Annotated in this window: 24 protein-coding genes; 15 read left to right on the forward strand and 9 right to left on the reverse strand. The window is 74.7% G+C overall.

The genetic code is table 11. The features are described from left to right. Positions 1-94: 94 nt before the first annotated feature. Positions 95-688: a maleylpyruvate isomerase N-terminal domain-containing protein gene (locus tag ACZ5OX_RS01800; RefSeq protein ID WP_465628145.1), complete on the forward strand. Its 594-nt coding sequence runs from the start codon at positions 95-97 to the stop codon at positions 686-688. A 22-nt stretch (positions 689-710) separates the two neighbouring features. Here ACZ5OX_RS01800 and ACZ5OX_RS01805 read toward each other — a convergent pair whose 3' ends face one another. Next, positions 711-1,097, reverse strand: coding sequence for a VOC family protein (locus ACZ5OX_RS01805; protein WP_465628147.1), 387 nt, complete (start codon positions 1,095-1,097; stop codon positions 711-713). 4 nt (positions 1,098-1,101) lie between these two features. Next, positions 1,102-1,653 carry a GNAT family N-acetyltransferase gene (locus ACZ5OX_RS01810; RefSeq protein WP_465628149.1) on the reverse strand — a complete coding sequence of 184 codons (552 nt, stop codon included), beginning with the start codon at positions 1,651-1,653 and terminating at the stop codon, positions 1,102-1,104. A 328-nt stretch (positions 1,654-1,981) separates the two neighbouring features. On the opposite strand from ACZ5OX_RS01810, the gene ACZ5OX_RS01815 reads away from it, so the two are divergent. Continuing rightward, on the forward strand, positions 1,982-3,517 hold the full coding sequence (locus ACZ5OX_RS01815; RefSeq protein ID WP_465628151.1) for an AMP-binding protein: 1,536 nt from the start codon (positions 1,982-1,984) through the stop codon (positions 3,515-3,517). On the opposite strand, the gene ACZ5OX_RS01820 is transcribed toward ACZ5OX_RS01815, so the two are convergent. Further along, complete coding sequence (locus ACZ5OX_RS01820) at positions 3,510-4,286, reverse strand: helix-turn-helix transcriptional regulator (protein ID WP_465628153.1); 777 nt, start codon at positions 4,284-4,286, stop codon at positions 3,510-3,512. The genes ACZ5OX_RS01815 and ACZ5OX_RS01820 overlap by 8 nt on opposite strands. A gap of 275 nt (positions 4,287-4,561) precedes the next feature. On the opposite strand from ACZ5OX_RS01820, the gene ACZ5OX_RS01825 reads away from it, so the two are divergent. Both ACZ5OX_RS01825 and ACZ5OX_RS01830 read left to right on the forward strand, forming a co-directional pair. Continuing rightward, entirely contained in the window at positions 4,562-5,380 is an 819-nt protein-coding gene (locus tag ACZ5OX_RS01825; protein WP_465628155.1) for a TIGR03084 family metal-binding protein, read from the forward strand. Between the two features lie 129 nt (positions 5,381-5,509). After that, positions 5,510-6,121 (forward strand): hypothetical protein, encoded by a 612-nt coding sequence (locus tag ACZ5OX_RS01830; protein WP_465628157.1) that lies wholly within the window; start codon positions 5,510-5,512, stop codon positions 6,119-6,121. A 148-nt stretch (positions 6,122-6,269) separates the two neighbouring features. On the opposite strand, the gene ACZ5OX_RS01835 is transcribed toward ACZ5OX_RS01830, so the two are convergent. The 3 genes from ACZ5OX_RS01835 to ACZ5OX_RS01845 all read right to left on the reverse strand — a co-directional run bounded on the left by ACZ5OX_RS01835 (position 6,270) and on the right by ACZ5OX_RS01845 (position 12,168). After that, a complete protein-coding gene (locus ACZ5OX_RS01835) occupies positions 6,270-9,665 on the reverse strand; it encodes an error-prone DNA polymerase (protein WP_465628159.1) in 3,396 nt (1,131 codons plus the stop codon). 63 nt (positions 9,666-9,728) lie between these two features. After that, positions 9,729-11,501 (reverse strand): DNA polymerase Y family protein, encoded by a 1,773-nt coding sequence (locus ACZ5OX_RS01840; protein WP_465628161.1) that lies wholly within the window; start codon positions 11,499-11,501, stop codon positions 9,729-9,731. A gap of 1 nt (position 11,502) precedes the next feature. After that, positions 11,503-12,168 carry a hypothetical protein gene (locus tag ACZ5OX_RS01845; protein ID WP_465628163.1) on the reverse strand — a complete coding sequence of 222 codons (666 nt, stop codon included), beginning with the start codon at positions 12,166-12,168 and terminating at the stop codon, positions 11,503-11,505. A gap of 494 nt (positions 12,169-12,662) precedes the next feature. Here ACZ5OX_RS01845 and ACZ5OX_RS01850 point away from each other — a divergent pair, with 494 nt between their 5' ends. The 5 genes from ACZ5OX_RS01850 (at position 12,663) to ACZ5OX_RS01870 (ending at position 15,865) form a co-directional block, all read left to right on the forward strand. Further along, positions 12,663-13,202, forward strand: a complete 540-nt coding sequence (locus ACZ5OX_RS01850; protein ID WP_465628165.1) for an RNA polymerase sigma factor — start codon at positions 12,663-12,665, stop codon at positions 13,200-13,202. A gap of 18 nt (positions 13,203-13,220) precedes the next feature. Continuing rightward, complete coding sequence (locus ACZ5OX_RS01855) at positions 13,221-13,616, forward strand: hypothetical protein (RefSeq protein ID WP_465628167.1); 396 nt, start codon at positions 13,221-13,223, stop codon at positions 13,614-13,616. Between the two features lie 106 nt (positions 13,617-13,722). Beyond that, positions 13,723-14,433 carry an ArsR/SmtB family transcription factor gene (locus ACZ5OX_RS01860; RefSeq protein WP_465628169.1) on the forward strand — a complete coding sequence of 237 codons (711 nt, stop codon included), beginning with the start codon at positions 13,723-13,725 and terminating at the stop codon, positions 14,431-14,433. Then, positions 14,430-15,173 (forward strand): SRPBCC family protein, encoded by a 744-nt coding sequence (locus ACZ5OX_RS01865; protein WP_465628171.1) that lies wholly within the window; start codon positions 14,430-14,432, stop codon positions 15,171-15,173. The genes ACZ5OX_RS01860 and ACZ5OX_RS01865 overlap by 4 nt, the downstream gene beginning before the upstream one ends. 119 nt (positions 15,174-15,292) lie before the next feature. Then, entirely contained in the window at positions 15,293-15,865 is a 573-nt protein-coding gene (locus ACZ5OX_RS01870; RefSeq protein ID WP_449789902.1) for a dihydrofolate reductase family protein, read from the forward strand. A gap of 31 nt (positions 15,866-15,896) precedes the next feature. Here the strand turns inward: ACZ5OX_RS01870 and ACZ5OX_RS01875 are convergent, their stop codons facing one another. Next, the gene (locus tag ACZ5OX_RS01875; protein WP_465628174.1) at positions 15,897-16,736 is read right to left on the reverse strand and encodes a class I SAM-dependent methyltransferase; all 840 of its coding nucleotides are present in this window, start codon (positions 16,734-16,736) and stop codon (positions 15,897-15,899) included. A gap of 187 nt (positions 16,737-16,923) precedes the next feature. Between ACZ5OX_RS01875 and ACZ5OX_RS01880 the strand changes: the two genes are divergently transcribed. The 4 genes from ACZ5OX_RS01880 to ACZ5OX_RS01895 all read left to right on the forward strand — a co-directional run bounded on the left by ACZ5OX_RS01880 (position 16,924) and on the right by ACZ5OX_RS01895 (position 20,980). Further along, positions 16,924-17,514 carry a DinB family protein gene (locus ACZ5OX_RS01880; RefSeq protein ID WP_465628175.1) on the forward strand — a complete coding sequence of 197 codons (591 nt, stop codon included), beginning with the start codon at positions 16,924-16,926 and terminating at the stop codon, positions 17,512-17,514. A gap of 244 nt (positions 17,515-17,758) precedes the next feature. Next, positions 17,759-18,892, forward strand: coding sequence for an SUKH-4 family immunity protein (locus tag ACZ5OX_RS01885; RefSeq protein ID WP_465628874.1), 1,134 nt, complete (start codon positions 17,759-17,761; stop codon positions 18,890-18,892). A gap of 163 nt (positions 18,893-19,055) precedes the next feature. Further along, complete coding sequence (locus ACZ5OX_RS01890; protein WP_465628177.1) at positions 19,056-20,090, forward strand: DUF2332 domain-containing protein; 1,035 nt, start codon at positions 19,056-19,058, stop codon at positions 20,088-20,090. A 131-nt stretch (positions 20,091-20,221) separates the two neighbouring features. After that, on the forward strand, positions 20,222-20,980 hold the full coding sequence (locus ACZ5OX_RS01895; RefSeq protein WP_449809267.1) for a MerR family transcriptional regulator: 759 nt from the start codon (positions 20,222-20,224) through the stop codon (positions 20,978-20,980). A gap of 264 nt (positions 20,981-21,244) precedes the next feature. Here the strand turns inward: ACZ5OX_RS01895 and ACZ5OX_RS01900 are convergent, their stop codons facing one another. Together ACZ5OX_RS01900 and ACZ5OX_RS01905 are read right to left on the reverse strand one after the other, a co-directional pair. Further along, complete coding sequence (locus ACZ5OX_RS01900; protein WP_465628179.1) at positions 21,245-23,638, reverse strand: FtsX-like permease family protein; 2,394 nt, start codon at positions 23,636-23,638, stop codon at positions 21,245-21,247. Further along, positions 23,635-24,348, reverse strand: a complete 714-nt coding sequence (locus ACZ5OX_RS01905; RefSeq protein WP_465628181.1) for an ABC transporter ATP-binding protein — start codon at positions 24,346-24,348, stop codon at positions 23,635-23,637. The genes ACZ5OX_RS01900 and ACZ5OX_RS01905 overlap by 4 nt, the downstream gene beginning before the upstream one ends. 276 nt (positions 24,349-24,624) lie before the next feature. On the opposite strand from ACZ5OX_RS01905, the gene ACZ5OX_RS01910 reads away from it, so the two are divergent. Then, positions 24,625-26,073, forward strand: a complete 1,449-nt coding sequence (locus ACZ5OX_RS01910) for a sensor histidine kinase (protein ID WP_465628183.1) — start codon at positions 24,625-24,627, stop codon at positions 26,071-26,073. Next, positions 26,025-26,672, forward strand: coding sequence for a response regulator transcription factor (locus ACZ5OX_RS01915; RefSeq protein ID WP_355259304.1), 648 nt, complete (start codon positions 26,025-26,027; stop codon positions 26,670-26,672). The genes ACZ5OX_RS01910 and ACZ5OX_RS01915 overlap by 49 nt, the downstream gene beginning before the upstream one ends. The last annotated feature ends 84 nt before the right edge of the window (positions 26,673-26,756 follow it).

The following is a 26,756-nucleotide window of genomic DNA, read 5'->3' on the forward strand; positions in this document are numbered from 1 at the left end:
GCATCGTACGAACTCCCGGCGCGGGCCCGGGCGCTGGACCTATCGTGTGACGCTCCGTCGAAGTCGAGCCGAAGTCGAAGCCGAAGGAACGATCATGCGCAGCGGCGACGCCGTACGAACCGCCCTGGACGCCTCGCTCGCAGTCCTCGCCCCGCACACCGGGGACCGCGACTGGGGCGTGCCCGCCGGGCCCCTGGAGTGGAGCTGCCGCGACACCGCCGCCCACATCGCCCATGACCTGCTCGCCTACGCCGGCCAGCTCGCCGCCCGGCCCAGGGACCGCTACCTGCCGCTGGACCTCACCGTCCGGCCCGAGGCCGACCCGGCCCAGGTGCTCGCCGTGGTCACTGCCGCGGGACACCTCCTCGCCACCGCCCTGGACGCCGCCCCACCCGAGCTGCGCGCCTACCACCACGGGCCCTGCGAGCCGCTCGGCTTCGCCGCGATAGGCGTCGCCGAGACACTGCTGCACACCCACGACATCACCAGCGGCCTCGGCCTGCCCTGGCAGCCTCCCGCCGACCTGTGCCGCTTCGCGCTCGACCGGCTCTTCCCGCACGCACCGCGGGAGCCGGCCGCCCACCCGGCAGCGGTCCTGCTCTGGTGCACCGGGCGGGGGGAACTGAACGGCCGCCCGCGCAGGTCCTCGTGGACCTGGCGGGCGGCCAGGGGCGAGTGGCCGGACTGATCCGGCCGCCAGGCCAGGCGGGTCAGGCGTCGCCGGTGGCGACCCGCTCGGCCCGGCTGCGCTCGACGCACAATTCGTTGCCCTCCGGGTCGGACAGGGTGACCCACCCCTTGCCGTCCGGCCGGCGGTGGTCCTCCAGGACGGTGGCGCCCAGGGCCACCAGGCGCTCCACCTCCTCGTCCCGGCCGCGGTCCTGCGGCTGGAGGTCGAGGTGGACCCGGTTCTTCACCGACTTGCCCTCGGGCACCCGGATGAAGAGCAGCGAGGCGCCGGCGGACTCCACCACGGCCATCTCGTCACCGGGGTTGTCGTCCGCGCCCAGGGTGCCCTCCAGCGCCTCGACCCAGAAGCCGGCCAGGGCGTACGGGTCGGCGCAGTCGATCGTCACATGTCGTACCAGAGAAGCCATGCGCCTACTCTGAAGTGCGCCGAGCGGATCCGTCCAACCAATTCCGGGAGTGCCGGTGGCCGTCCAGCGGGTACGGCGGGAAGGCCGGGACGATCTCCGTAAAGGCGTAGCCGCTCTTCTCCGCGACCCGGCAGGAGGCGTGGTTGTCGCCCTCGTGCAGCAGGTCGATCCGGCGCAGGCCGTCGACGGCGAAGGTGGCGAAGGCCCAGGCGGTGAGGGCCTCCACCGCGCGCGGCGCCACCCCCCGGCCGCGGGCCGGGCCGGCCGTCCAGTACCCCACCTCGGCCCTCTCCCCGCCCGGGGTGCCGCGCTTGAGCACGACGTTGCCGACCAGCTCGCCGGCGTCCAGGACGGCGAAGGAGTACCGGGTGCCGGCCGCCCGGCCCTCGTACTGGAGCCGCAGCCAGTGCGCGGCCTGCTCGGCGTCGTTCACCGGGGTGCGGGTGAAGCGGCGCAGGGTCTCGTCGCGGTAGGCCTCGACCAGGGCGGGCGCGTCGGCGTCCTCGAAGGGCCGCAGCACCAGGCCGTCGGCCGAAATGGCCGCGGTGGCGGTCACTTGAGGCCCTCCCAGCCCCAGCGAAGGGTCGGGCCGGTGGTCGTTCATGATGTGCTCCCCGTGAGTGGACCGTGCGTTGCGGCCTTCCTAGCAGTCGGCGGGCGCGGACGCAGGCACTGCGGCCCGCTGTCCGCGCCGGGCGCAACAAGCGGAGGGTCGGGCTCCCCTGGAGGACCTGCGGCCAATGCTTGACTGCCTGGACAGGGACGTGCCGGCGAGGCGGGCACGGGCACGGGCACAACCGCGGGCACGGGCGCGGTACCCACGGACGGGTGACACCCCCGATCGGGGGTGTGCAGGGCGCGGGCCGGGGAGGACAGTGGGCCCCATGCAGATTCCACTCTCCGTGATGGACTTCCTCGACCGGGCCGAGCTGGTCTACGGCGACCGGGTCGGCATCGTCGACGAGCCGGTGCAGCCGGCCGAATCCTGGGGCGAGCTGAGCTACCGCAGGGTCGCCGAGCTGGCCCGGGCCCAGGCCGCCGGACTGGACCGGCTCGGCGTCAGGCCGGGCGAGCGGGTCGCGATCGTCTCGCACAACTCGGCCCGGCTGCTGACCTCCTTCTTCGGGGTGAGCGGGTACGGCCGGGTGCTGGTGCCGGTGAACTTCCGGCTGAAGGCCGAGGAGGTGTCGTACATCGTCGAGCAGAGCGGCGCCTCCGTGCTGCTGGTCGACCCCGAGGTCGCGGACTCGCTGAGCGGGGTGGTGGCCAAGCACAAGTTCGTGCTCGGCGCGGACAGCGACGCCGTGCTGTACGACTTCGACGGCACCCCGCGGCGCTACGCGGTGGACGAGAACGACACCGCCACCATCAACTACACGAGCGGAACCACCGCCCGCCCCAAGGGCGTCCAGCTCACCCACCGCAACATCTGGTTGAACGCGACGGTGATGGCCCTGCACTACGGCGCCGGCGACCGGGACGTCTACCTGCACACCCTGCCGATGTTCCACGCCAACGGCTGGGGCCTGCCGTTCTCGCTCACCGGCCTGGGCGCGCAGCACATCGTGCTGCGCAAGGTGGACGGCGCGGAGATCCTGCGCCGGGTCGAGCGGCACGGGGTGACCTTCCTGTCCGGCGCGCCCGCCGTGGTCCAGATGGTGCTGGACGCCGCCGCCGACTGGGACGGCCCGGTGCCCGGCCGGGACCGGGTGCGGATGATCGTGGCCGGCGCCCCGCCGCCGACCTCGGTGATCCAGCAGGTCGAGGAGCAGCTGGGCTGGGAGTTCATGCAGCTCTACGGCCTGACCGAGACCTCCCCGGTGGTCACGGTCAACCGCTCGCGGGCCGAGTGGGACGCGCTCCCGGCCGCCGAGCGGGCCGAGAAGCTGGTGCGGGCGGGCGCCCCGGCGCTCGGCACCCGGCTGCGGGTGGATCCCTCCGGCGAGGTGCTGGTGCGCTCCAACACCGTGCTGGACGGCTACTGGCAGCAGCCCGAGGCGAGCGCCGAGGCGCTGCGCGACGGCTGGTTCCACACCGGCGACGGCGGCACCCTCACGGACGGCCTGCTGACCATCTCGGACCGCAAGAAGGACGTCATCATCAGCGGCGGGGAGAACGTCTCCTCGATCGAGGTGGAGGACTGCCTGTACGACCACCCGGCGGTCGCCGAGACGGCGGTGATCGGGGTGCCGCACGAGAAGTGGGGCGAGACGGTGAAGGCGCTGGTGGTGCTCCGGGAGGGCCACGAGGCAGTCACCGAGGCCGAGTTGATCGCGCACTGCAAGCAGCGGCTGGCGGGCTACAAGTCGCCCACCACGGTGGAGTTCCGGGACTCCCTGCCGCGCACCGCCACCGGGAAGCTGCAGAAGTTCCGGCTGCGCGAGCCGTACTGGTCCGGGCGGGACCGCCAGGTCAACTGACGAGCCCCGACTCCCGCGCCGCGAGGGCGAGTTCGGTCCGATTGCGGACCCCGAGCTTGTGCATCGCGGACTTGAGGTAGCCCGTCACCGTGTTGCAGGTCAGGCCCAGCCGGGCGGCGATCTCCGGGTTGGTCCGGCCGGTCGCCGCCCAGCGCAGCACCTCGTGCTCGCGCGGGGTCAACGGCGGTACGGCGGAGGCCTTCCGGGGCCGCTCGCGGTTCCAGGCCGCGGCCCCGGCGAGCGCCCGGGCCGCAGCCTTCGCCAGCGTGCCGACCGCGGAGATCCGCACGTCCCCGAACGGGACGACGGTGCGCAGCGAGGCGTACACCACGCCGTGCACGGTGCCGCCGTCCATCAGCGGGACGGTGAGCATCGCGTACAGGTCGTCGGCGGCCACGGCCGCGTCGTAGTGGTGCGAAATGGTCGTCGCCGCACGGTAGTCGGGCACCCAGGTGGGTGCGCGCTCGGCGAGCGCCCGGCCGCCGAGGCCGAGTCCGGCCGGGACGGGTATGTCGTGCAGCAGGTCGGCCCGGGTGCCGGCCCAGTGCCGCAGCACCATGCCCTCGGCGTCAGGGCGACTGCCGGGCAGCGACTCGGGCACGCCGACCAGGCCGACGTCGACGCCGCACTCCGCCACCACCCGGCGGGCGAGGTCGCCGAGCACGGCGTCGCGCACCAGCTCGGCGGCGCGCGCGGCGAGTTGGGGATCGTCGGGTTGCGCAACGTCGTCGAGGGGTTGCGCAAGGTGGGGGTCCGCAGCCCTGGTCATCGCGGAATTGTCACACGCGGTGGGGCCGGTGGCGAGAGTCCTGACATGCGTGTTTCGTGGAGTCGCGGACGCCGGCGGCTGCCCGGGCGTAGGGTGCGCCCGGACGCTACCGGCGGGTAGTGAACACCGGCGGAAGCGGGTGTTGGCCACTGGCCGAAGCGGGTGGTGAACACCGGCGGAAGCGGGTGGTGAACACCGGCGGAAGCGGATGGTGACCACCGGCGGAAGCGGGTGGTGGCCACCGGCAGCAACCGCCTTGACCGGAAGGGGAACCGATGACCGAGCCGAAGGCCCCGGACGACGTCCTGGGCGGGCTGTTGGCGGACCTGCGAACCGAGAGCGCGGTGCTGGACGACCTGGTCGCAGGACTGCCGGCCGAGGGCTGGGCCCGCCCGACGCCCGCCGAGGGCTGGACGGTGGCCCACCAGATCGCCCACCTGGCCTGGACGGACGACTGGACGGCGCTGGCCGCGCGCGATCCGGAGGGCTTCGGCGCCTCGCTCGGCGGGCGGTTCGCCGAGCTGTCGGCGGCCGGCGCCGACCCGGTCGAGGAGGGCGCCCGAGCCGGAGCGGCCGCCGAGCCCGCGGCGCTGCTCGCCCGCTGGCGGGCCGGGCGGGCGGAGGTGCTGGCCGCGCTCGGCGCGGCCCCGGCCGACGTCCGGCTGCCCTGGTTCGGCCCGCCGATGAAGCCCGCCTCGATGGCGACCGCGCGGCTGATGGAGACCTGGGCGCACGGCCAGGACGTCGCGGACGCGCTCGGCGCCACCCGCGAGCCCACCGACCGGCTGCGGCACATCGCCCACCTGGGGCTGCGCACCCTGGGCTTCGCCTTCACCCTGCACGGGCTGCCCGCGCCCGAGCGCCCGGTCCGGCTCGAACTGGCCGCGCCCGACGGCGGCACCTGGTCCATCGGCCCGGCCGGGGCGCAGGACGTGGTGGCCGGGCCGGCCCTGGACTTCTGCCTGCTGGTGACCCAGCGCCGCCACCGGGACGACCTCACCCTCACCGCCACCGGGCCGGTCGCGAGCGCCTGGCTCCCGATCGCCCAGGCCTTCGCCGGGGCGCCGGGCAAGGGTCGCCCGCCCGGGGCGTAGGGCGGGCGCCTGGACGCAGGACGTAGGGCGTAGGGCGCGGGGCCGCGAGGGGACACGCACCGGGCCCGGGGGATTCGTTGTCGGACCCCCGGGGATTCGTTGTCGGACTACCGGGGTTGAATGGCGGGCATGAACGACCTGCTCAGCCGCCTGCCCGCCATCCCCGACCTGCGCGACCGCTGCCGCGCGCTGGCCATGCTCGACGCGATCATCTGCCCGGACGACTGGGCGGCGCGGTACTACTCCTTCGACTCCGCCTGGGGCGAGGGCGAGGAGATGGCCTCGATGCGCGACGGCGAGGGGTCCGACTGGTTCATGGTGTTCTCCCCCGCCGGCGTCTACGGGCGGGGATTCGGCCGCGGGGCCGCGAACAGTCCGGAGCTGCTCGTGGCCGTCCCCGAGGAGTTCCGCCGCTTCGCCGAGGAGCCCGCCTTCCAGGACGAGGACGGGCCGGTCGTGACGGTCTGCTTCTGGCGCGCGCCGCAGGACGCCGCCTGGCGCGGCGCGGCCGCCGAGCGGGGCGCGGAGGGCCTCTTCGAGCTGCTGCTGGACGGTTCCGCGGAGGCCTACCTGGCGTGGGCCGAGGAGTACTTCGAGCCGGAGCACGAGCTGGACCCGGCCGCGATCGGGCACGTCCTGGCGCTGCGCCCGCTCACGCCGGCCGTGGTGGCGGCACTCAACCCGGACACCGACCTGGAGGAGCTCGCCGAGGACCTCGCGGAGATCGGCTACCCGGTCTGACGCACCGCACGGACGACGCCCGCCCGCCGCACGGACGGCACCTTCCCGCCGCACGGACGACGCCCGCCCGCCCCGGCCCGCCGCACGGACGGCGCCTGCCCGCCGTTCGGCCTCGCCGAGCGGCTCGTCCCCCGGAACGGGGAGTCGCTCACAGGCCGATCCGCAGTGGGGTGAGCCGGGTGGCGATCAGGTTGGTGGCGCCCCGGTCGCGCTCGATGTGCCCGTGGACCAGCAGCCCGGCCCGGTCCAGGGCGGTGCGGCGCTGGGACTCCCAGACCGGACGGTTGCAGATCACGTTGATCAGTCCGGTCTCGTCCTCCAGGCTGAGGAAGAGCACCCCGCCGGCCGTCGGCGGCCGCTGCCGGTGGGTGACCAGGCCACCGACCACCACGGCCGTCCCCGGCGGCACGTCCGGGAGCCGGTCGGCGGAGAGGGCTCCGCCGCGCTCCAGCTGGGCGCGCAGGTGCTGGAGCGGATGGCTGGTGGCGGAGGTGCCGGTGGCCCACAGGTCGGCGATGGTCTCCTCGACCGGGCTCATGCCGGGCAGCTCCGGCGCCTCGGTGCCGGGGGTGGTGCCGGGGATCAGCTCGGCCGAGATCCCGGCGAACGCTCCTGCCGCCCACAGTGCCTGACGTCGCGTCAGCCCGAAGCAGTCGAAGGCCCCGGCCGTCGCCAGCGCCTCCAGGACGGGCCCCGGCAGACCGGTGCGGCGGGCGAAGTCCTCCAGGTCGGCGTACGGCTGCCCGGCCACGATCGCCTCGGCCTGCGGGGTGCCGATGCCGCGCACCGTCTCCAGGCCGAGCCGGATCGCCGGCTGCGGGCGCCCTGCGGTCAGCGGCGGCTTGGGGGTCGGCCCCCGGTAGGGCTCCAGGGAGGGCCGCGCCCCGCTGGCGTTGACGTCCACCCCGCGCACCCGCACGCCGTGCCGCCGGACGTCCGCGACCAGGCTGAGCGGCGAGTAGAAGCCCATCGGCTGGTTGGCCAGCAGGGCGCAGGTGAAGGCCGCCGGGAAGTGGTACTTGAGCCAGGCGCTGGCGTACACCAGGTAGGCGAAACTGATCGCGTGGCTCTCCGGGAAGCCGTAGTTGGAGAAGGCCTCGATCTTGCCGTAGACGTCCTCGGCCACCTCGGGCGGGATACCGCGCTCGGCCATCCCGCCCAGCAGCCGCTCGCGCAGCCGGGCGACCCGCTCGTGCGAGCGCTTGGCGCCCATCGCCTGGCGCAGCCGGTCGGCCTCCGCGGGGGTGAACCCGGCGCAGTCGATGGCGAGTTGCATCATCTGCTCCTGGAACAGCGGCACCCCCAGGGTCTTGCCGAGCGCGTTCTCCATCAGCGGGTGCGGGCAGCCGGGCGGCTCGGCCCCGGCGCGGCGGCGCAGGTACGGGTGGACGGATCCGCCCTGGATCGGGCCGGGCCGGATCAGCGCGACCTCGACCACCAGGTCGTAGAAGTGGTCCGGCTTGAGCCGGGGCAGGGTCGCCATCTGCGCCCTGGACTCGACCTGGAACACCCCGACGGTGTCGGCCCGGCGCAGCATCGCGTACACGCCCTTGTCGTCGTCCGGGATGGTGGCCAGGTCGTAGCGCAGGCCGTGGTGCTCCGCGACCAGGTCGCAGGCGTCGTGCAGGGCCGCGAGCATGCCGAGGCCGAGCAGGTCGATCTTCACCAGCCCGGCGCCGGCGGTGGACTCCTTGTCCCACTGGAGCACGGAGCGCCCGGGCATCCGGGCCCACTCGGTGGGGCAGATCTCGCCGATCGGCTCCCGGGTGAGCACCATGCCGCCCGAGTGGATGCCCAGGTGGCGGGGCAGGCCGTGGAGCTGGGTGGCGAGCTGGAGCACGTCGGCGGGGATGACGGCGTCCGCGCCGGGGGCGGAGCGGAAGTCGGTCTGCCGGCTGAACGCGTCCACCTGCCCCTGCGGGTAGCCGAGCACCCGGGCGGCGTCGCGGATCGCCAGCCGGGGCCGGTAGGTGATCACGTTGGCGACCTGGGCGGCGTGCTCGCGCCCGTAGCGGCCGTAGACGTACTGGATGACCTCCTCGCGGCGGCGGTTCTCGATGTCCAGGTCGATGTCGGGCGGCCCGTCCCGGGCGGTGGAGAGGAAGCGTTCGAACAGCAGCTTGTAGTGGATCGGGTCGACGGCGGTGATCCCGAGGGCGTAGCAGACCGCCGAGTTGGCGGCCGAGCCGCGGCCCTGGCACCAGATGTCCCGGCTCCGGCAGAAGTCCACGATGTCGTGCACGATCAGGAAGTAGCCGGCCAGGTCGAGGTCCTCGATCACGTCCAGTTCCTTGGCGAGCTGGCGGCGGGCGGCGGCGTTGCCGGGGCCGAACCGGGCCGGGCCGCCGGCCGCGACCAGGGCCCGCAGGTGGCTGATCTCGGTCTCGCCCGCGGGGACGGGGAAGCCGGGCAGCTCCGGGTCCAGCCGGGCGAAGTCGAAGGCGCAGGCCCGGCCGAGTTCGACGGTGGCCCGCTGCACCCCGGGGAAGCGGGCCAGCCGGCCGGCCATCTCGCGGCCCGAGCGCAGGTGCGCGGTGCCGGCCGCCCGGGTCCAGCCGACCGCGTCCTGGAGGGTACGGCGCCCGTGCAGTGCGGCGAGGCTCTGCGCGAGTCGGCCCTGGGCGGGGCCGGCGTGGTGGGCGTTGGTGGAGGCGACGACGGGGAGACCCGCCTTCGCCGCGAGGGCGGCGAGGGCGTCGTTGCGCCGGTCGTCGCCGGGCAGCCACTGGTCGATCAGCTCGACGTGGACGTTCTCGCGGCCGAACGCCTCGGTGAGGGTGCGGAGTCGGTGCTCGGCCTCGCTCCGGGTGGCGGGTGGGGTGGCGTTCCGGTGGGCGCTCGGGCGGGTGCCCGGGTCGGCGAGCGGGTCGGCCGGCGCGGCGAGCGGGTCGGCCAGCGCGGCGGGCGGGTCTGCCAGTGCGGCGGGCGGGTCGGCCAGCGCGGCAGGGACCCGGCCGAGGCGGCAGCCGGTGAGCACCGCCCAGTGACCGTCGTGCGCCCCGGCGAGCGCCTCGAGGTCGTACACCGGGTTGCCCTTGACGCCGCCGGCCAGCTGGGCGGCGGCGATCGCGGCGGAGAGGCGGCGGTAGCCGGCCGGGTCACGGGCGAGGACCAACAGGTGTTCCGTCGACCTTTCGTGACGGATCGTCAGTTCCGCGCCGAATGCGGTGGCCAGGCCCGTGCCCCGGGCCGCCTCGGCGAGCCGGACGGCGCCGTACAGGCCGTCGTGGTCGGTGATCGCGAGGGTCTCCACGCCCAGCCGGACCGCCTCCGCGACCAGGTCCTCCGGGTCGCTGGCGCCGTCCAGGAAGCTGAAGGCGGAGTGGACGTGCAGCTCGGCCCAGGGTTCGGGGCCGGGTTCGGGTTCGGGGCCGAGTTCGGGGCCGGGGCCGGGGCCGGGGCCGGCTCCGGGTCCCGGGGTCGGGGGCTCCTCGGGAACGGGACGGGTGCGGCGCAGCGGGACGACCGTACGGTCCGGCGCGGCACCGGTCAGTCTGCGGTGCAGCTCGCTCCAGGGAACGGTGGGGTGGCTGGTGAAGCCCATCGGGGTCGCCTTCGTCGTTCTCGTGCTCGTCCTGCTCCCCCCTCCCACTGGGTTCCGGAGCCGCTAGTCGTAGCCGGCCTCCAGGTACCAGGCACCCCCCTCCACGGTGAGCAGCAGCGCCCGGCCACCGCCCACCACGACCTGGAACCGCGCCCGGCGCCGGGCCAGCGACTGGTCCCACCAGTACTCGACCGCCGGCCATGGCCCGGTCCAGCCGTCCACCCGCTCCTCCCGGCCCCGGACCACGACCAGGGCCGGCCGGGCCGACACCCCCGCCCGGCCGTCCACCGTGACCGGCCGCCCGGCCCCGTCCAGCACCCGCACCGACGCCGGCTCCCGCAGCACCACGGCGGGCCACACCTCCGGCAGCCGCCCCGGCCAGGGCGCGTCGGCCGGCACCGCCGCCTCGTACGGCTCACCCCACGGCACCTTGACCACCTGCTCTCCCGGGCCCCGCCCGCCGGCCGGCTCGATCCGGCGCAGCCCGGCGTGCCCGAGCACCGCCTGCACCCTGGCGACCGCGCGCTCCACCCGGTCGTCCGCGACGGCCTGGCCCCACAGCGCGAGCTGGCGGCCCTGGTCAGGGGAGAGGCCGTCGGGGGCCAGCCGGAGCAGGGTGAAGCCGGCCTGGCCGTCCGGGGCGCCGCTCGGACCGCTGCCCCGGGCGCCGCTCGGGTCACTGCTCGGGTCGCTGCTCGGGTCGCTGCTCTGGTCGTTGCTCGCGGAGGCGCCCTCGGAGGTGCCCGCGAAGGTGCCCGCGCCCTGCCAGGCCTGGAGCTGCCAGCGGACCCGCTCGGCCAGCGCCGTCGCGGACAGCCGGCCCTCGTGCCGCCACAACCGGGAGGCCGTCCGGCCGTCCGCGCAGGCCACCTCGACGGCCACCCGGCGGCAGGTCAGCCCGGCCCCGGCGAGCCGCTGGTGCAGTTGCTCGGCCAGCGTGCGGGCGACGAACACCAGCGGCTCGGCCAGCAGCTCCGGCGGGTCGAAGCGCTGCTCGACGGCGAGGTCCGGCTCCTCCTCGCGCGGCAGCAGCGGGCGCGGCTGCAAGCCTCGGGCCAGCCGGTGCGCGACCGTCCCGGAGGGACCGAAGCGGTCCGCTACCGACTCGGCCGGCAGTGCGGCGAAGGCCCCGACGGTGGGCAGGCCGAGCCGCCCGAGCAACTCGGCCAGCGCCTCGTCACCCAGCGCGCTCACCGGGTACGGGGCGAGGAACTCCGCCGTCCGGCCGGCCGGGACCAGCACCCCGGCCCGGGCGGCGAGCACGGCGGCGAACAGGCCGTCGGCGACGCCGACCTGGGCCTGCGGGGCGGTTGCCGACCGGGCCTCGACGGATCGGGCTTCGACGGGTCGGGCTCCGACGGGTCGGGCTCCGATGGGTCGGGCCTCGACGGGCGCCGCAACCGGGACGGCCACCGCACCCGGAACGGCGTCCGGGACGAGCGGCTGCCCGAGGGCGTCCGCCACCGCTCTGCCGACCTTGGCGGCCAGCGCCTCCTCACCGCCGAAGTAGCGGCCCGGGCCCTTCACCGGGATCGCACACAGGCCCGGGCGGATCACCTCCACCCGGGGCGTGAACGCCTCCACCGCCGCGACCACCGGCTCGAAGCGGCGGGTCTCCGCCTCCGGGTCGCGGTCACGCAGTTCCAGCGACGGGCAGAGCCGTTGAGCCAGCTTGAGCCGCTGCCCCTGCCGCACCCCGGCCTCCCGGGCGCCCGCCGAACAGGCGAGGATCCGCCCGCCCTCGGTCACCGCGACCGGGTCGTCGCCGGTGAGGGCCACCACCGGCCAGTCCGGGCACCAGACCACCAGCACCCGGGGGGTTCTGTCGTCCGCCATCTCAGACCACCGCCGCCACGCGGGGGGCCAACGGCTCCGCCGCCGGGATCGCCGGGATCGCCGAACCTGCCGCCGGTTGTGGCTGTTCCTGGAGCGGGCGCACCGCGCCGTACTCGTCCGGCAGCCAGAGCCGGGCCGTCCGGCCGTGCACCGCCGAGCCGCGGCCCTCGGCCACCACCTCCACCTGTCGGCCGACGAGCTGCCCGTGGCCGTCGCCCAGCCCGAACCAGCGCCCCGAGCGCACCCCCAGCCGCAGTGCCGCGCCCGGCCACGGTCCGGCGACCAGCAGCACGCAGCCGCTGCGCCGCAGCACCGCCGCCAGCCGGGCGGCCAGCTTCGGCGGCACCGGCCCGTCCGGGCGCAGCATGATCAGCTCGACCGCGCCGGCCAGCACCGAGACCACCTCGGCCCAGTGCGCCCCCGGGTCGTCCACGACCAGCAGCCGTCGCAGGTCCAGCCCGTACCCCTCGGCGGCGGCCAACCCCAGGTCCGGCAGTCCGACCGCCGCGGCCCAGCCGCCCTCGGTCTCCTTCACCCCGGCGGCCAGCGCCAGCAGCAGCCCGGTGTCCCCGCCCGCCACCGACACCGCCGTCCCCCGGCGCAGCCCGGCGTCGGGCAGCACCTCCCGCAGCGCGGACGGCACCGGCACCAGCCCCCGGGATCCCACCGCCGCCGTCTGCCAGGCACCCGGCGTCCCCCGCTCCTCTCGCTCCCCCTGCTCCCCCGGCTTCCCCGGCACTGCAGCCGGGGACGCCACCGGGCGGAGCACGGGGCGTGCGGGCTGCTCGGCGGTGGATTCGAAAACAGATTCGAAAACGGGCACAACCCCAGGATCGAACATTCGTTCGCAAAGATTCAAGTCCGCCCAGGTCACCCCACCTGTCACTCTCCGCAACCGGCCCCGCCGAGGCCCGGCCGTAGGCCGGTGGGCTTGGACCCGGGCCCGGCGCCGGGCACGGCCGACGGCGATCCACCGGGAACGCGGGCGACTTTTCCGCCGCACCGCCGAATCCTTCGAGGAGGCGCGCACCTCTTATAGACGTGCCGACGAACGTCCGGCACGGGATCCGGAGGTAGTGATGATCATCGGAATCGGCATCGCCGTCGCCCTGGTGCTGCTCTGCACCTGCATGGTGGTCGTGAAGCGCAGGCGAGCCGGACGTGGCTGAATCGACCTGGCCCGGCGCACAGCTGATCGCGGCCGCGCAGGGGGGCGACGTCGACTCGATCGCCGCGCTGGTGTCGGGCTCGCACCCCAACGTGCAGCGGTTCGCCCATTCCCTCTGCGCCACCCCGGAGGACGCGGAGGACGCGGCGCAGGAGGCCCTGATCATCCTGTACCGCAAGATCGGGATGCTGCGGGCCTCCGGCGCCCTGGCGTCGTGGATGTTCCGCATCGTCCGCAACGAGTGCCTCCGACGCGCACGCGCCCACCTGCGGGACCGCAGCGTGCCGTTGCGGCAGGACACCCCCGCCCCCTCGGCCGAGGAGCAGGCCCTGCAGAGCCTGGAGGCGGGCACGGTGGCGGCCGCGGTCGCCGCCCTGCCCCCGGACCAGCGCCGCGTGCTGATCATGCGGGACATCCAGGGCCACAGCGGCCGCGCGGTCGCCGACGCACTGGGCCTCAGCACGGCGGCGATGAAGTCGCGCCTGCACCGGGCCCGTACGGCGGTCCAACAGGCCCTGCGGGCCACCACCTGAATCCGGATGGAGGCAGCGATGACTGGAACGGCAGGCAAGACGAAGGGTGGGACGAAGCCCGGGTCCGATGCCGGACCCGACGGCCCCGACTTCGCGAGCAGGTCCCTGCCCGAGCACGTCGTGCGCGGCGTGGTGGGTTTCGGCGCACTGGTCGGCTCGGTCGCTCTCATCCCGGTGGTCGGGCCGGTCGCCCTGGGCCTCCTGCCGGTCGGCCTGCTCGCCCTGCGCGGCTGCCCGACCTGCTGGACGATCGGCCTGATGCAGACGATCTCGCGGGGCCGCCTCCAGCGTTCCTGCGAGGACGGCCAGTGCAGGCTGACCGTCGCCGGCCAAGGCGAGGGCGAGCACCGGGAGGACGGGTCCGGAGGTACGTCGGCGCCGTTGCGCCGTCGGGTGACGGCGCCGGACGGGTGACGTCGGGCGGGTGACGGCGTCGGGCGGGTGACGTCGCTCGCCCGACCGGACTACCGACAAGTGTTTTTTCCTTGACGAATTTTTTTGTCGGCTGGAAGCTGGAACGGTGCTGGAAGTCGCCGTGATCGAAGAACCCGCCGCGGCCGAGGCCTCGCTGGACCCGATGCGGTCACGCCTCCTCGCCGCCCTGACCGAGCCCGCCTCGGCCGCCATGCTGGCCGCCCGGCTGGGACTGCCCCGGCAGAAGGTCAACTACCACCTGAAGGAACTGGAGCGGCACGGCCTCGTCGAACTCGCCGAGGAGCGCCGCAAGGGCAACGTCACCGAACGGGTGTACCGCGCCACCGCGGCCTCCTACGTGATCTCCCCCAGCGTCCTGGCCGCCGTGAGCCCGGACCCCGCCCGCTCCCCCGACCAGCTCTCCGCCCGCTGGCTGCTGGCGCTCGGCTCCCGGCTGGTGCAGGAGGTCGGGGCCCTGCTGACCGGAGCCTCCCGGGCCCGCCGGCGGGTCGCCAGCTTCGGCATCGACGCGCAGGTGCGGTTCGCCTCCGCCGCCGACCGGGCCGCCTTCGCCGAGGAGCTGGCCCAGTCCGTGGCCACCCTCGTCAGCCGCTACCACGACGAGTCCGCGCCCGGGGGCCGCAACCACCGGGTGGTCGTCGGGCTCCACCAGATCCCCGCCGCACCACCCGAGACCGAGGCCGAGGCCAAGGCCGGAGCGGGGACGGAACCGGCCGGGGCCGAGGTGGCGGCCGGGGACGTCGCCGCTGCGGCGGGCGAGGCCGGGAGCACACCGAACCAGGAGGACCCGCGATGACCCACCCGTTCGAGATCGAGCTGGAGACCTCCCTGCCGGCGAGCCCGGAACAGGTCTGGGAGGCGATCGCCACCGGACCGGGGATCGACTCCTGGTTCATGGGCCGCAACGAGCTGGACCCGCGCGAGGGCGGCACCGCCGTCATGGAGACCGGGGGCCACCGCGAGGAGGCGGTCGTCACCGCCTACGAGCCCGGCAGGCGCCTGGCCACCCGTACGGCCACCGGCGAGGACGGCCGGTTCATGGCCTTCGAGTACCTGATCGAGGGCCGGGACGGCGGCGCCACCGTCCTCCGCGTCGTCCACAGCGGCCTGCTCGGCGACGACTGGCAGGACGAGTACGACGCGCTGCGCCGTGGCTGGCCCTTCCACCTCCACACGCTCCGCGAGTACCTCACCCACTTCCCCGGACGCACCGCCGTCCCCGTCTTCGCCGCCGCGCCGTCGGCCGGGCGGCCGGAACCGGAGGTCCGGGCCCTCCTCGCCCGCGCCCTGTCGCTGCCGCTCCCGGTCACCACGGGCACGCGGGTCCACGGGGAACCGGCGGGCCTGCCGCCGCTGGACGGCGAAGTGGTCTGGGCGGACGACGAACGCGTCGAGGTCCGCACCGCCGACGGGCTCTACACCTTCCACCACGGCTCCGGCCTGGTGCTGCTGTTCCACCACCTCTTCGGCCCGGTTCCGGACGGGGCCGAGGCCGAGGCCGCCTGGCAGCAGTGGCTGGCCGAGGCCCTCGCCTGACCTGCCCCTTCGGGCCTTCTGGCCTTCGGGCCCTCTGGCCTTCGGGCCTTCGGGCCGACAGACCCGATCCCTACCCAGACCCAGCCCCAGACCCCGCAAAAGAACCGAGGAACCAACTCATGCGCACCCTGATCAGCACCGCCTTCATCTCGCTCGACGGCGTGGTCGAGGGCCCCGGCGGCGAACCCGGCTACCGGAACTCCGGCTGGACCTTCAAGGACATCGAGTTCCTCCCCGAGGCGTTCGAGATCAAGGGGCGGGAACAGGAGGAGGCCACCGCGATGCTGCTCGGCCGGGTCAGCTACCAGGCGTTCAGCCCGGTGTGGCCGGACATGGCGGAGTTCGCCCGCTACAAGACGCTGCCGAAGTACGTCGTCTCCACCACCCTCACCGAGGACGACCTGGTGTCGAACTGGGGCGAGACCACCATCCTGCGCTCGCTCGACGAGGTCGCCGCGCTGAAGGAGACCGAGGGCGGCCCGATCATCCTCCACGGCAGCGCCGCCCTGAACCGCGCCCTCTCCGACGCCGGCCTGATCGACCGCTACCACCTGCTCGTCTTCCCGCTGCTGCTCGGCGCCGGCAAGCGCATGTTCAGCACGACGGACAAGGACGCCCAGAAGCTGAAGCTGGTCGAGCACCAGGTGTACGGGAACGGCCTCCAGAAGCAGGTCTTCGACGTGGTCCGCTGACCGGCAGGGCCCGTCCGCGCCTCCCTGATCGTCAACGCCCGTCCGCCGTGCGCCAGACGAACACCTCGCTGCTCGGCTGCCGCTCCGAGAAGAGCCCCGACGGCGAGGTCAGGGCGAGGAGTCGACGGAGGTCCGACTCGAAGGCCGGACGGCGCTCGGCGAACAGGTGCGGGGCCGAGGAGGAGAGCGCGAAGACGCCCGCGACCGCGTCGTCGGCCGTGCGCTCCAGCGGCCGCCCGCCCGGGACGACGATCCGCCGCGGACCGGTGAAGCCCGCCCGGGCGAGGACGGCGGCCTCGTCGCCCGGCGTGCCGTGCGGCAGCAGCCCCTGCCCGGCGCGGCGGACCGGGCCGAGGTAGCGCCGGACCAGCTCCCCGATCGCGGCGTACGGGACCGGCGGGTGCGGCAGCCCCTCGGTGGGACGCGGTTCGCCCTTCAGGTCCGAGATGTGCGCCAGGGCGCCGCCGGGCCGCAGCATGCGCCGTACGGTCGCCGCCACCAGGTCGCGGTCCATCCAGTGGAAGGACTGGCCGAAGACCGCCAGGGTGAAGGTGCCGAGCCCCGACGGCAGTTCCTCGGCCCGGGCCCGCACCCAGGTGGCCTTGGGCTCCGCCGCGCCCGCCCGGCGCGCCTCGGCGATCATCCCGGCGTCCGGGTCCACCCCGACGACCTCACCGAACAGGTGCGCCAGGCCCAACGCCAGCGTGCCCGGCCCGCACCCCACGTCGAGCAGCCGTCCCCGCCCGTCGAGCCCCAGTTCCTCGCCCAACGCCTCCGCCAGTCCGGGGGCGTACGGGAGCCTGCCGCGGGTGTAGTGGGCGGCCGTTCCGGCGAACAGCGTCTCGTCCCAGGACCAGGCCTCGTCGGTCATCGCCGCTCCTTCGAAGGGGCCTGACGTTCGGTGAACGGCCTTGATCATGGCACGTGTTGACGCTCGGTCCCAGCCGGCCGGGACCGGGCGGGACGGCCGTGGCCGGCCGGGACCGGGCGGGACGGCGGTGGCCGGCCGGGACGGGAAACCCGATGGACAGGCATCCTGCGGCCAACAGACTGGTCCCATGACTTCGACCGACGACAAGAACGATCTCCGGATCTACATCCAGGATGCCCGCGACGCCCTGCTCTGGAAGCTCGAAGGCCTCTCCGAGTACGACCTGCGCCGCCCGCTCACCCCCACCGGGACCAACCTGCTGGGCCTGGTCAAGCACGTCACCGGCGCCGAGGCGCTGTACTTCGGCGACACCTTCGGCCGCCCCTTCCCCGAACCGGCCCCCGTGTGGATCACCGGACAGACCGAGCCCAACGGCGACATGTGGGCGCGGGCGGACGAGAGCACCGAGGAGATCGTCGGGCGCTACCGACGGGTCTGGGCCCACTCCGACGCCACCATCGAGGCCCTGCCGCTGGACGCCGTCGGCAAGGTGCCGTTCGGTGCCCGCCACGAGCAGACCCTCCACCGGGTGCTCGTCCACATGATCGCCGAGACCCACCGTCACGTCGGCCACGCCGACCTGGTCCGCGAACTCGTGGACGGCGCCACCGGCCAGCGCTCCGACGGCGCCAACACCGCCCCCGGCGACGCCGACTGGTGGCGGGCCCACCACGACCGCGTGGAGCAGGCCGCCCGGGAGGCCGGCCGCCTCGGCTGAGGAGGAAGGGGGGCGGGGGTTCGGCGAGGGTGAGCCGGGGTTCAGCGGGGGGTGAGCCGGGGTTCGGCGGGAGTGAGGCGAGGAGGGTCTGAGCCGCCGCAAGGGCCCGGCGCCGCAGCAACCGGTCGGCTCCCACCGGCTGCCCCGCTCGGCGAGTGCCCGGGTGCTGTCGGGGCGGGCCGCTAGGGTCTGGGGGTCACGGGGTGGGCCGGGAGAGGTGGGGCACGTGGGGTGTCAGCGGGTGGTGGAGCTTCCGGCTGGGGTTGTGCACGCGGGGAGTCGGGAGTTCCTGGCGCGGGAGGGGCTGCCGGAGACCGGGGCGTTCCTGGACTTCGAGGTGCTCGGGGACGGGGAGCCGACGGCGGTCCCCGCGGAGGCGGAGCGCCTGTTCGTCCTCGGGGAGACGGCGTACTCCACACCGTTCGCCGCCGGCGGCAGCCTGGTGCTGCTGGACGGGGTGACCGGTGAGGTGTTCCTGGACAACGGCGGCCCACGACGGGACCTGCTGGCCTCCGGCGTCGCCGCGCTGGCGGGTCTGGTGCGCGAGGTGGACGCGGTGGCCGAGGCGGCCCGGCGCCCGGAGGCACTGGACGGGCGGCGCGGCCCGACCGTGGTGGCCGAGGTGCTGACGGAGACCGAGCGACGGATGCGGGAGATCGACCCCGGGCTGTTCGGCGACGGCTCCGCCCCACCCCCGCACTGGGGCACCGCGCTGCTGGTGCGGGCGTTGAGCTGGGGTGCGCTGCCGGGCGGCCCGGGCGGCCCCGCGTACGAGGTGGCCCCGGAGCTGGTGGCGGAGCTGGCGGCGCTGACTGACCAGGACGGCGGCCCCGGCCGGGTACACCTCTTCCGACCCGAGGAACTGCCCGCCGCCCTGGTGCACGGGCCGACCCGACGGCTGCTGACCGAGGTCGGCCTGCCGCTGGGCGGAGCGATGTTCGGGGTGTGCGAGGAGCCGCTGGTCACCATGGGCGAGGCGTATCCCGAGTACTTCGACGGTGAGGAGGAGCGCCCGTACCAACGGGAGTTCCTCGCCCTCGGGGACTGGCCGACCGATCTGACGATCGCCCTGGACGGCGCCACCGGCCGACTGGAGCTGCCGGACTGGTACGACGACGGCCACCCCGAGGCCTACCTGAACCGTGACCTCACCGCCCTGCTCTACTCCCTCTGGACGTACGAGCGGCTGCGCGCCGAGTGGGACCGCTGGGAGTACGGCCGGGCCCGGCAGACCTGGGCGGTTTTCGATCCGCAGGCGCTGCTGAGCGCGGTGGTGGACGGGCTGGTGGAGGCCGTCGACCCCGAGGCGTTCGCCTCGCCCGGCTGCTCGTGGCGGCTGCTCGCCGAGGACGGGCACATGGGCGGTCTGCTCGGCTGAGCGGGTCGGTCGGCGTGGCCTTCCGGCGACGCGGCCTTGGGCCGGTTCCGGGCCGGTTCCGGGTCGGTTCTGGATCGGTTCCGGGCGGAGGGCGGCGCGTCGGACCGGGCGTAGTCTGGGCCGATTCGATCACTCGAGAAGGCGTCGGAAGGACGTGTGGGGGATGCGCAGCGGTACGGGGGACCTCTACCGGGCGTTCGCGGAGCGGGAGGCGCGCGGCAACTCGCCGGTCTACCAGGAGCTGGCCGAACGCGTCTCCGGGGACGGGCAGTTGTGTGCGCTGCTCGACGGGCTTCCGGCCGCGAAGCGGCAGCCGAACCTGCTGTTCGGCGCGGTACGGCACCTGGGCGGGCCGGTGACGGACGGCTGGCCGGCCTTCCGCCGCTGGGTGGCGGAGCACTGGGCCGAGGTCTCGGCGACGGTGCTGGAGCGGCGGACGCAGACCAACGAGGCGGGCCGTTGCGCCACCCTGCTGCCGCTGCTGGCCGCGCTGCCGCAACCGCTCGCCCTGATCGAGGTGGGCGCCTCGGCGGGACTCTGCCTGTACCCGGACCGGTACCGGTACCGGTTCCTGGCCGGGGAGGGGGAGGGAGTCGGGCTTGGCGCCGGCGCCACCGTCGCCGAGTTCGGCGCTGAGTTCGGCGCGGCGGCGAGCCCGGTGACGCTGGACTGCGCGGTGACCGGGCCGGTGCCGTTCCCCGGCTCCCTGCGGGAGCGGCTGCCCGAGGTGGTCTGGCGGGCCGGGATCGACCTCGATCCGCTGGACGTGCGGGCCGAGGAGGACATGCGCTGGCTGGAATCGCTGGTCTGGCCCGAGCAGACCCACCGGTTGGACCGGCTGCGCGGCGCCGTCCGGGTCGCCCGGTCCGAACCGCCGTTGCTGGTGCGCGGCGATCTCAACGCGACGGTACGGGAGTTGGTGGCGCAGGCCCCGGCGGGGGCGACTCCGGTGGTGTTCCACAGCGCGGTGCTCGCGTACCTGCCGCCGGAGGGGCGGGAGGAGTTCGCGGCGACGATGCGCGGGCTTTCCGGGCACTGGATCTCCAATGAGGCGGTCTCGGTACTGCCGACCGTCGCCCGACGCCTTCCCCGCCCGGCACCGGCCGGCTCCGGTCTGTTCGTGCTCGCCCTGGACGAACGGCCGGTCGCCTTCACCGGGCCGCACGGACAGTCCCTGGACTGGTTCGGCGAGGCGTAGCCGGCGCGCTGGCGGCGGGGCGCCCTCGGGCTTGAAGCTGCCGCAGCGGCAGCTTCTACTGTCGTGACCAGGGCCGGAGAACCGGCCCCGGTCCACGCGAACGTGGGACGTGGAGACGAGGGAGGCGGACCATGGCCTGGCCCATCGCCGAAGTGGCCCGGATGTCCGGAGTGACGGCCCGAACACTGCGGCACTACGACGAGATCGGGCTCCTACCCCCGGCCTGGATCGGCTCCAACGGCCACCGCTACTACGAGGAACGGCAGTTGCTCCAGCTGCAACAGATCCTGGTACTGCGGGCGCTGGGCGTGGGGCTGACCGAGATCGCCCGGATCCTGGGCGATCAGGTGGACGAGTTGGAGGCCCTGCGGGGCCACCGTCGGCGACTGGTCGCCGAACGCGACCGGCTCGACGCCCTGGCCGCCACCGTTTCCCGCACGATCGCCGACCTGGAACGCGCCCGGAAGGACGGCACGCCCATGACCATCAACCGCCCCGAGAACCTCTTCGAGGGCATCCAGCCCGACGACGTCGACGCGAGCCTGCGGGACTTCCCCGAGCACGCCGAGGCGGCCCGGCGCGCGACGGCCGCGATGACCCCGGCCGAGATCGAGGCCGGACAGCGCGAGCGGACCGCCCGCATGATCCACCTGGCGGAGCTGATGGCGGCCGGCCACCCGGCCGACGCCGAGCCCGTGCAGAGCACGATCGACGAGGAGTACCAGCTGCTGCACGCCATCCGGTCCGTCCCGACCGAGGAGTACCTGGCGATCGCTCGTTCCTGCACCGAGAACGAGCAGTGGAGTGCCGCGTACGAGGCCATCGCCCCGGGCCTGGCCGCGTACCAGCGCGCCGCCATGGAGGCGTACGCGGCGACTCGGCTGTCCTGAGTCGAGCCTGGTCGGGCGGCCGGGCCTGGTCGGGCGGCCGGGCCGACGCGCGACCCTTGGTCGCGCTGGGCTGCCCGTCCGGCTCGGGCGGGATCGGCTCTGTCCGATCCCGCTTGGCTCGGCCCGGCCTGACTCGGCCCAGTCTGACTCGGCCCAGTCCAGCTCGGTCCGGTCCGGCTCTGCCGGGGAACCTTATGGGGGGCTCCCCCGGGCTCCCCGGCAGAAGCCGGGCGCAGGGCGTGTCCTCTCCTCTCTCCCCCGCCGTCACTCCGTCCGCAGCGCCGTGACCGTCCTGGTGCGGGCCGCCCAGGTGGCCGGGAGGACGGCTCCGAGCAGGGCCAGCACCAGGCCGCCGAGTATCAGCGGCCCCGCCACCGAGGGGGCGAACACGGCGAGGTCGGCGCCCGGCACACCGATTCCGGCGGCTCGGGCCATCGCGGGCATCACCTGGTGGTGCACCAGGATGCCGAGCGGGACCCCGATCAGCCCGGCCGCCAGCCCGCTGGCGCAGACCGAGGTGAGCACCATGCCGACGGTCTGCCGGGGTGACATCCCGAGTGCCTTGAGCACCCCGAGGTCGTGCACCCGTTCCCTGGTGTCCAGCAGCACGGTGTTCAGCACTCCGAGCCCCGCCACCACGGAGAGCAGCAGTGTGAGCGTGCCCGCCAGGGTGTTCATCGCCAGCACCACGATGTTGAGGTGCTCCCCGCCGGGGTCGGCGCCCAGGCCCAGGGGCTTCACGACCTGGTCCAGCCCGTCGGCGTAGGCCTGTGCGTCGGTGCCCGGGGTGAGGTCGATGTGGAAGGTGAGCGCCTCGGCGTGGATCGCGCCGCCGAGCGGCACCAGTGTGGACCGGTCCGTGAACACCAGGTCGTTGGTGGCCAGGACCTCACCGGTGATCTTCGCCGGGGTGCTGCGTCCGTGGTCGGTGAGGGTGACGGTGTCACCGACCTTCGCCTGGTTGGCCCGCAGGTACGCGGCGGCCACCACGACCTCGCCGGGCCCCTGGAACCAACGGCCGGAGATCAGTTGGAAGCCGCTCCAGGAAGCGTCTCCGCTGAGCGCGACCACCTCGGAGCGCCCGGTGTTGCCGGCCAGGGCGACCGGGGTCGGGGCGCTGCTGTACCAGGCTCGGGTGCCCAGGCGGGAGTCGATGGCCTTGGCCACGGCCGCCTCGTCCACGTGGTCGGCCAACGGCGCGGAGCCCTCGATCGGGGCCTGGACCACCACCTTGCCCGCGCGGCCGGCCATCAGGCCGTCCTGGAGGGAGCCCAGCGAGAGCGTCAGGCCCACGCAGAGGGTGACCCCGACCGTGCCGAGCACCACGGCGGCACCCGTGGTCGCCGAACGGCCCGGCCGGTTGAGCGGGGAGGCCAGTCCGAGGCTGAGGGCCCGTGGCACCGGAAGTCGGCCGATCAGGTCCTGCGCCCGGGACAGCGGGCCGGCCGCCCCGGCCCCGTCGGCCGCGCCGCGGACGGCCGCCCGCTTGGCGCCCGGCGCCGTCCGGCCGACCGCGAGCGCCTCCACCGTCCGAAGCCGCCCGGCCCGCAGCGCCGGCACCAGCGCGGTGCCCGCCACGGCCCCCAGCGCCACCCCCGCGACCACGACGTCCACCCAGACCGGGATGCCGAGCAGTCCGCCGCGCAGGGCCTTGTGGGCCAGCCCGAGGACCGGTACGGACAGCAGGTTGCCGAGGAGCACCCCGAGCGCCGTGCCGACTCCGGCGGGGATCAGCGCTTGGCCGACGTAGGCGCGCACCACCTGGGCCGGGGTGAAGCCCAGGGACTTGAGGATGCCGATCCGCCGGGTGGCGGCGCCGACGGCGCCGCTGACCACGACACCGATGATCAGCACCGACATGGCCAGCCCGAGCGCCCCGAAGGCCGTGACGAACGGGACGAACGTCGAGGCCGTCCGGTTCGCCTCCTCCTGGACGGGCCGGTAGGAGGTGGCCTTGGCGAGCGCCCCGGCCGGGACGGCGCCGGCGAGCGCGGCGCGGTCGACCTCCACCTCGGCGTCGCTGTCGGCGTGGGCGAAGCGGTAGAGGTACTGGGCGGCGGGCGTGGTGCCGGGCGCCGTCAGCCCGGGCACCTGCTCGGGGGCGACCCAGCCGTCCGCGCTCCAGGAGACCGAGGCCGCCAGGCCGACGACCTTGAGCGTCGGGTGCCCGGGAAGGCCTGGGAACTCCATGGTGTCGCCGACCGCCAGCGGGGAGTGCCCGTCCAGGAACACCACCTCCCCGGGGCCTGCGACCCAGCGGCCCTCGGTGATCCGCAGATCGTCCAGCGCGCCCTTCTCGCCGCGGCCGACCAGCGTCGTCGGCGGCAGTGGGCTCCCGGCCGGCGGGATCCTGGTGCCTGGGCCGGAGCGCGGCTGGACGGTGACCGCCTGGTAGGGGCCGGCCGAGGCCGTCACGCCCGGCGCGCGGGCCGCCGCGGCGAGCTGGGCCGGGCTCGCCCTGGCCTGGTCGTACAGCACGTTGAGGTGGGCACCGTGCTGGTCGGCGAAGGAGCGCTGGTACGGGCCCCGGGCGGCGACCAGCAGCCCCAGCGCGAGGATGCACGCCGTCACGGACATCATCGTGGTGAGCACCATGACCAGGGTCTGCACCCGCCGACGGCCGACCCCGGCGCGCACCACCTTGCCGAGCGCGCTCATCGGCCACCGCCCGGTACCGGCAGGGCGGCCGTGTCCCTGACCAGCCGGCCGTCGAGCAGTTCGATCGTCCGGTCGGCGCAGTCCTCGGCGAGCGCGGTGTCATGGGTGACCAGCAGGATCGTCTGGCCGTCCGCGTTGAGACCGCGAAGCAGGTCGCGGACGTCGGTGGCCGAGGCCGTGTCCAGCGCCCCGGTGGGCTCGTCGGCCAGCAGCAGCGGCGGGCGGTTCATCAGCGCCCGGGCCACCGCGACCCGTTGGCGCTCGCCGCCGGAGAGCCGGCCGGGGAAGGCCTTGGCGTGCCTGGCCACCCCCAGCCGCTCCAGCAGCTCCCCGGCCCGGGCCCGGGCCTGCTCCCGCCGCATCCCGGCCAGCTGGGCCGGGAGCATCACGTTGTCCTCCGCGTTCAGGTCGTCCAGCAGGTTGAAGAACTGGAACACCATGCCGATCCGCGCCCGCCGGTACTCGGCCAGCGCGGCCTCGCCGAGCCGGTGCACGGCCACGCCGTCCACCTCCACCTCGCCCTCGCTCGGGCGGTCGAGGCCGGCGATCAGGTTCAGCAGGGTGGACTTGCCGCTGCCCGATCGGCCGAGCACGGCCAGCGCCTCGCCGGCCCTGACCTCCAGGTCGAGCCCGGCCAGGGCGGGGCGGGCGGCGTCGGATCGGTCGTACGTCTTGCTGACGCCGCGGATCCGGATGATCGGCGCGTTCACGGGCCCTCCACGGTTCGAGATCCGGCACCGGGAATCCCGGGCCGGCTGACGGAACATCACGCTACGAATCGGCGGCGGGTGCCGACAGCCGTCTGGACGGCCTCCTCGGGGTGTATCCAGATACACCCCGAACTGGGTGTTCAGGCCTAGAGCACCGGAGGCTCCGGCCGGGCAGACTGACCCAGCGAAAGATCGGAACCGGGGCCCACGGGGGGCTCCGGAGCCGTGGCCTCGAGGCCTCCGGACGGGGGTCTCGGAAGGAAAAGGGGGCGCGTCATGAACGCGGGAGTGCTGAACGGGGCGGCCATGCGGGTCGGCCGGGCCTGCGCGGACGGGGTGCGTGCCTGGTACGCGGTGACGCTGGCCGTGACGGGCCTCCTCGCGCTGCTGGCGGGGCCGGTCCTGCTGGCCACCGCACTGTTCGGTCCGGACGAGCCCCGGGACTTCCACCCGGGCGGGCCGCTGATCCTGGCGGTGCCGATGGCACCGGTCGCCCTCTGGGCGCTGTGCTGGGCCACCGGGGGCGGCGGCCGGGCGCTCGGCGCCGCGCTGTTCGCCCCGGGGGCGATAGCGCTGATGGCGGCGCACCTCTACGGCGGTGCCGCCCCCGGCGGCCGGGCCGGCTCGCTCTGGATGGCGCCCTCGCTGGTGGTGCTCGGGCTGTTCGGCGCCCGCTGGATCGCGACGGAGAGCAGGCGGACGGTCGGGAAGTGGAGCGGGCGGCCGATCCCGGTGCCGTACCGCGGTCCGGCCGGGGCCGGGCCCTGGCAGCGGCTGCGGGCCGGCGGCTGGCTCACCGACCCGGCGACGTGGCGGGACTTCGCCTGGACGCTGCTCACCGGCACCACCGTGCTGCTCGTCGCCGTGATCGTCCTGCTGGCGCCGATCGCCCTGGAGGTCTTCGGCCGGAACGAACGGTTCTTCGCCCTGGGCGTCGTCTACTCGATGGGCCTGACCATCTCCCCGCTGGCCGCCCTGTGGGCTGCCCCACCGGTCCTGAGGGTCCACGAGAAGGCCGCCCGGGCCCTGCTCGGGCCGTCCCGGCAGGTCGAGCTCGCCCGCCAGGTCAGCCATCTCGCACGGACCAGGGCGGACACCATCGACGCCGGAGCGGCCGAGCTGCGCCGGATCGAGCGGGACCTGCACGACGGGGCGCAGGCCCGGCTGGTGGCGCTGGGCATGCTGCTGACGGTGGCCGAGCAGCTGAAGCACGACCCGGACGCCCTCGGGCCGCTGCTGGCCGAGGCCCGGCTGTCCTCGGTGAAGGCGCTGGGCGAGCTGCGGGACCTGGTCCGCGGCATCCATCCCCCGGTGCTCGCCGACCGCGGCCTGGCCGACGCGGTGCAGGCGACGGCGCTGGACCTGCCGCTGCCGGTCAGCTTCACCGGAAGCCTGTCCGGCCGGGCGCCGGCCCCGGTGGAGTCGGCCGCCTACTTCGCGGTGACGGAGCTGCTGGCCAACGTGGTCAAGCACGCCGGGGCCTCGCACGTATGGATCGAGATAGGGCACAGTGACGGGCTGCTGCGGATATCGGTCACCGACGACGGGCGCGGCGGCGCCGAGCCGTCCCGGGGAACCGGCCTCAGCGGAACCGAACGCCGCCTGGCCGCCTTCGACGGGGTGCTCGCGATCAGCAGCCCGTCCGGCGGACCGACCATCGTGAACCTGGAGATCCCGTGCGCGTTGTCATCGCCGAAGACCTCTTCCTCCTCCGGGACGGCCTGACCCGGCTGCTGGAGGCCAACGGCATGAAGGTCACCGCGGCGGTGGAGGACGGCGAGCAACTGCTCGCCGCGGTGGCCGCGGACCGGCCCGACATCGCCGTGGTGGACGTCCGGCTGCCGCCGGGCTTCACGGACGAGGGGCTGCGGGCCGCGCTGGCGGCCCGCAGGGCTCACCCGGGCCTGCCCGTCCTGGTGCTGTCGCAGTTCGTGGAGCAGCTGTACGCCCGCGAGTTGCTGGCCGGCAGCACCGGCGGGATCGGCTACCTGCTCAAGGACCGGGTGATGGACGGCACCCAGTTCATCGACGCCGTACGACGGGTCGCCCAGGGCGGCACCGCGATGGATCCGGAGGTGATCACCAGGCTGCTCACCCACAACTCCTCGGCCGGCCCGGTCTCCACCCTCTCCCCGCGCGAGCGGCAGGTGCTGGCGCTGATGGCGGAGGGGCGGTCCAACGCGGCGATCGCCCAGCAGCTGGTGATCACCGAGCGAGCCGTCGCCAAGCACACCGCGTCGATCTTCGTCCGGCTCGACCTCCAGCCCTCCGACGACGACAACCGCCGGGTCCTCGCCGTCCTGGCCTACCTCAACAACTCCTGAAGGGAGCCGCCAAGGGATCGTCCATCCGAAGGGGTCCGCTACCCGAAGGAGCCTGCCACCCGACGGGGTCCGCCATCCGAAGGG

It is taken from the genome of Kitasatospora sp. NPDC032121 (assembly GCF_055580145.1).

What these genes read in the sequence shown, in the direction of transcription:
- ACZ5OX_RS01890 (WP_465628177.1), top strand. Translation starts at nt 19,056, where the DNA reads ATGCGCAGCGGTACGGGGGACCTCTACCGGGCGTTCGCGGAGCGGGAG.
- ACZ5OX_RS01900 (WP_465628179.1), bottom strand. Translation starts at nt 23,638, where the DNA reads ATGAGCGCGCTCGGCAAGGTGGTGCGCGCCGGGGTCGGCCGTCGGCGG.
- ACZ5OX_RS01895 (WP_449809267.1), top strand. Translation starts at nt 20,222, where the DNA reads ATGGCCTGGCCCATCGCCGAAGTGGCCCGGATGTCCGGAGTGACGGCC.
- ACZ5OX_RS01830 (WP_465628157.1), top strand. Translation starts at nt 5,510, where the DNA reads ATGAACGACCTGCTCAGCCGCCTGCCCGCCATCCCCGACCTGCGCGAC.
- ACZ5OX_RS01805 (WP_465628147.1), bottom strand. Translation starts at nt 1,097, where the DNA reads ATGGCTTCTCTGGTACGACATGTGACGATCGACTGCGCCGACCCGTAC.
- ACZ5OX_RS01815 (WP_465628151.1), top strand. Translation starts at nt 1,982, where the DNA reads ATGCAGATTCCACTCTCCGTGATGGACTTCCTCGACCGGGCCGAGCTG.
- ACZ5OX_RS01835 (WP_465628159.1), bottom strand. Translation starts at nt 9,665, where the DNA reads ATGGGCTTCACCAGCCACCCCACCGTTCCCTGGAGCGAGCTGCACCGC.
- ACZ5OX_RS01825 (WP_465628155.1), top strand. Translation starts at nt 4,562, where the DNA reads ATGACCGAGCCGAAGGCCCCGGACGACGTCCTGGGCGGGCTGTTGGCG.
- ACZ5OX_RS01880 (WP_465628175.1), top strand. Translation starts at nt 16,924, where the DNA reads ATGACTTCGACCGACGACAAGAACGATCTCCGGATCTACATCCAGGAT.
- ACZ5OX_RS01870 (WP_449789902.1), top strand. Translation starts at nt 15,293, where the DNA reads ATGCGCACCCTGATCAGCACCGCCTTCATCTCGCTCGACGGCGTGGTC.
- ACZ5OX_RS01865 (WP_465628171.1), top strand. Translation starts at nt 14,430, where the DNA reads ATGACCCACCCGTTCGAGATCGAGCTGGAGACCTCCCTGCCGGCGAGC.
- ACZ5OX_RS01875 (WP_465628174.1), bottom strand. Translation starts at nt 16,736, where the DNA reads ATGACCGACGAGGCCTGGTCCTGGGACGAGACGCTGTTCGCCGGAACG.
- ACZ5OX_RS01820 (WP_465628153.1), bottom strand. Translation starts at nt 4,286, where the DNA reads ATGACCAGGGCTGCGGACCCCCACCTTGCGCAACCCCTCGACGACGTT.
- ACZ5OX_RS01840 (WP_465628161.1), bottom strand. Translation starts at nt 11,501, where the DNA reads ATGGCGGACGACAGAACCCCCCGGGTGCTGGTGGTCTGGTGCCCGGAC.
- ACZ5OX_RS01800 (WP_465628145.1), top strand. Translation starts at nt 95, where the DNA reads ATGCGCAGCGGCGACGCCGTACGAACCGCCCTGGACGCCTCGCTCGCA.
- ACZ5OX_RS01855 (WP_465628167.1), top strand. Translation starts at nt 13,221, where the DNA reads ATGACTGGAACGGCAGGCAAGACGAAGGGTGGGACGAAGCCCGGGTCC.
- ACZ5OX_RS01910 (WP_465628183.1), top strand. Translation starts at nt 24,625, where the DNA reads ATGAACGCGGGAGTGCTGAACGGGGCGGCCATGCGGGTCGGCCGGGCC.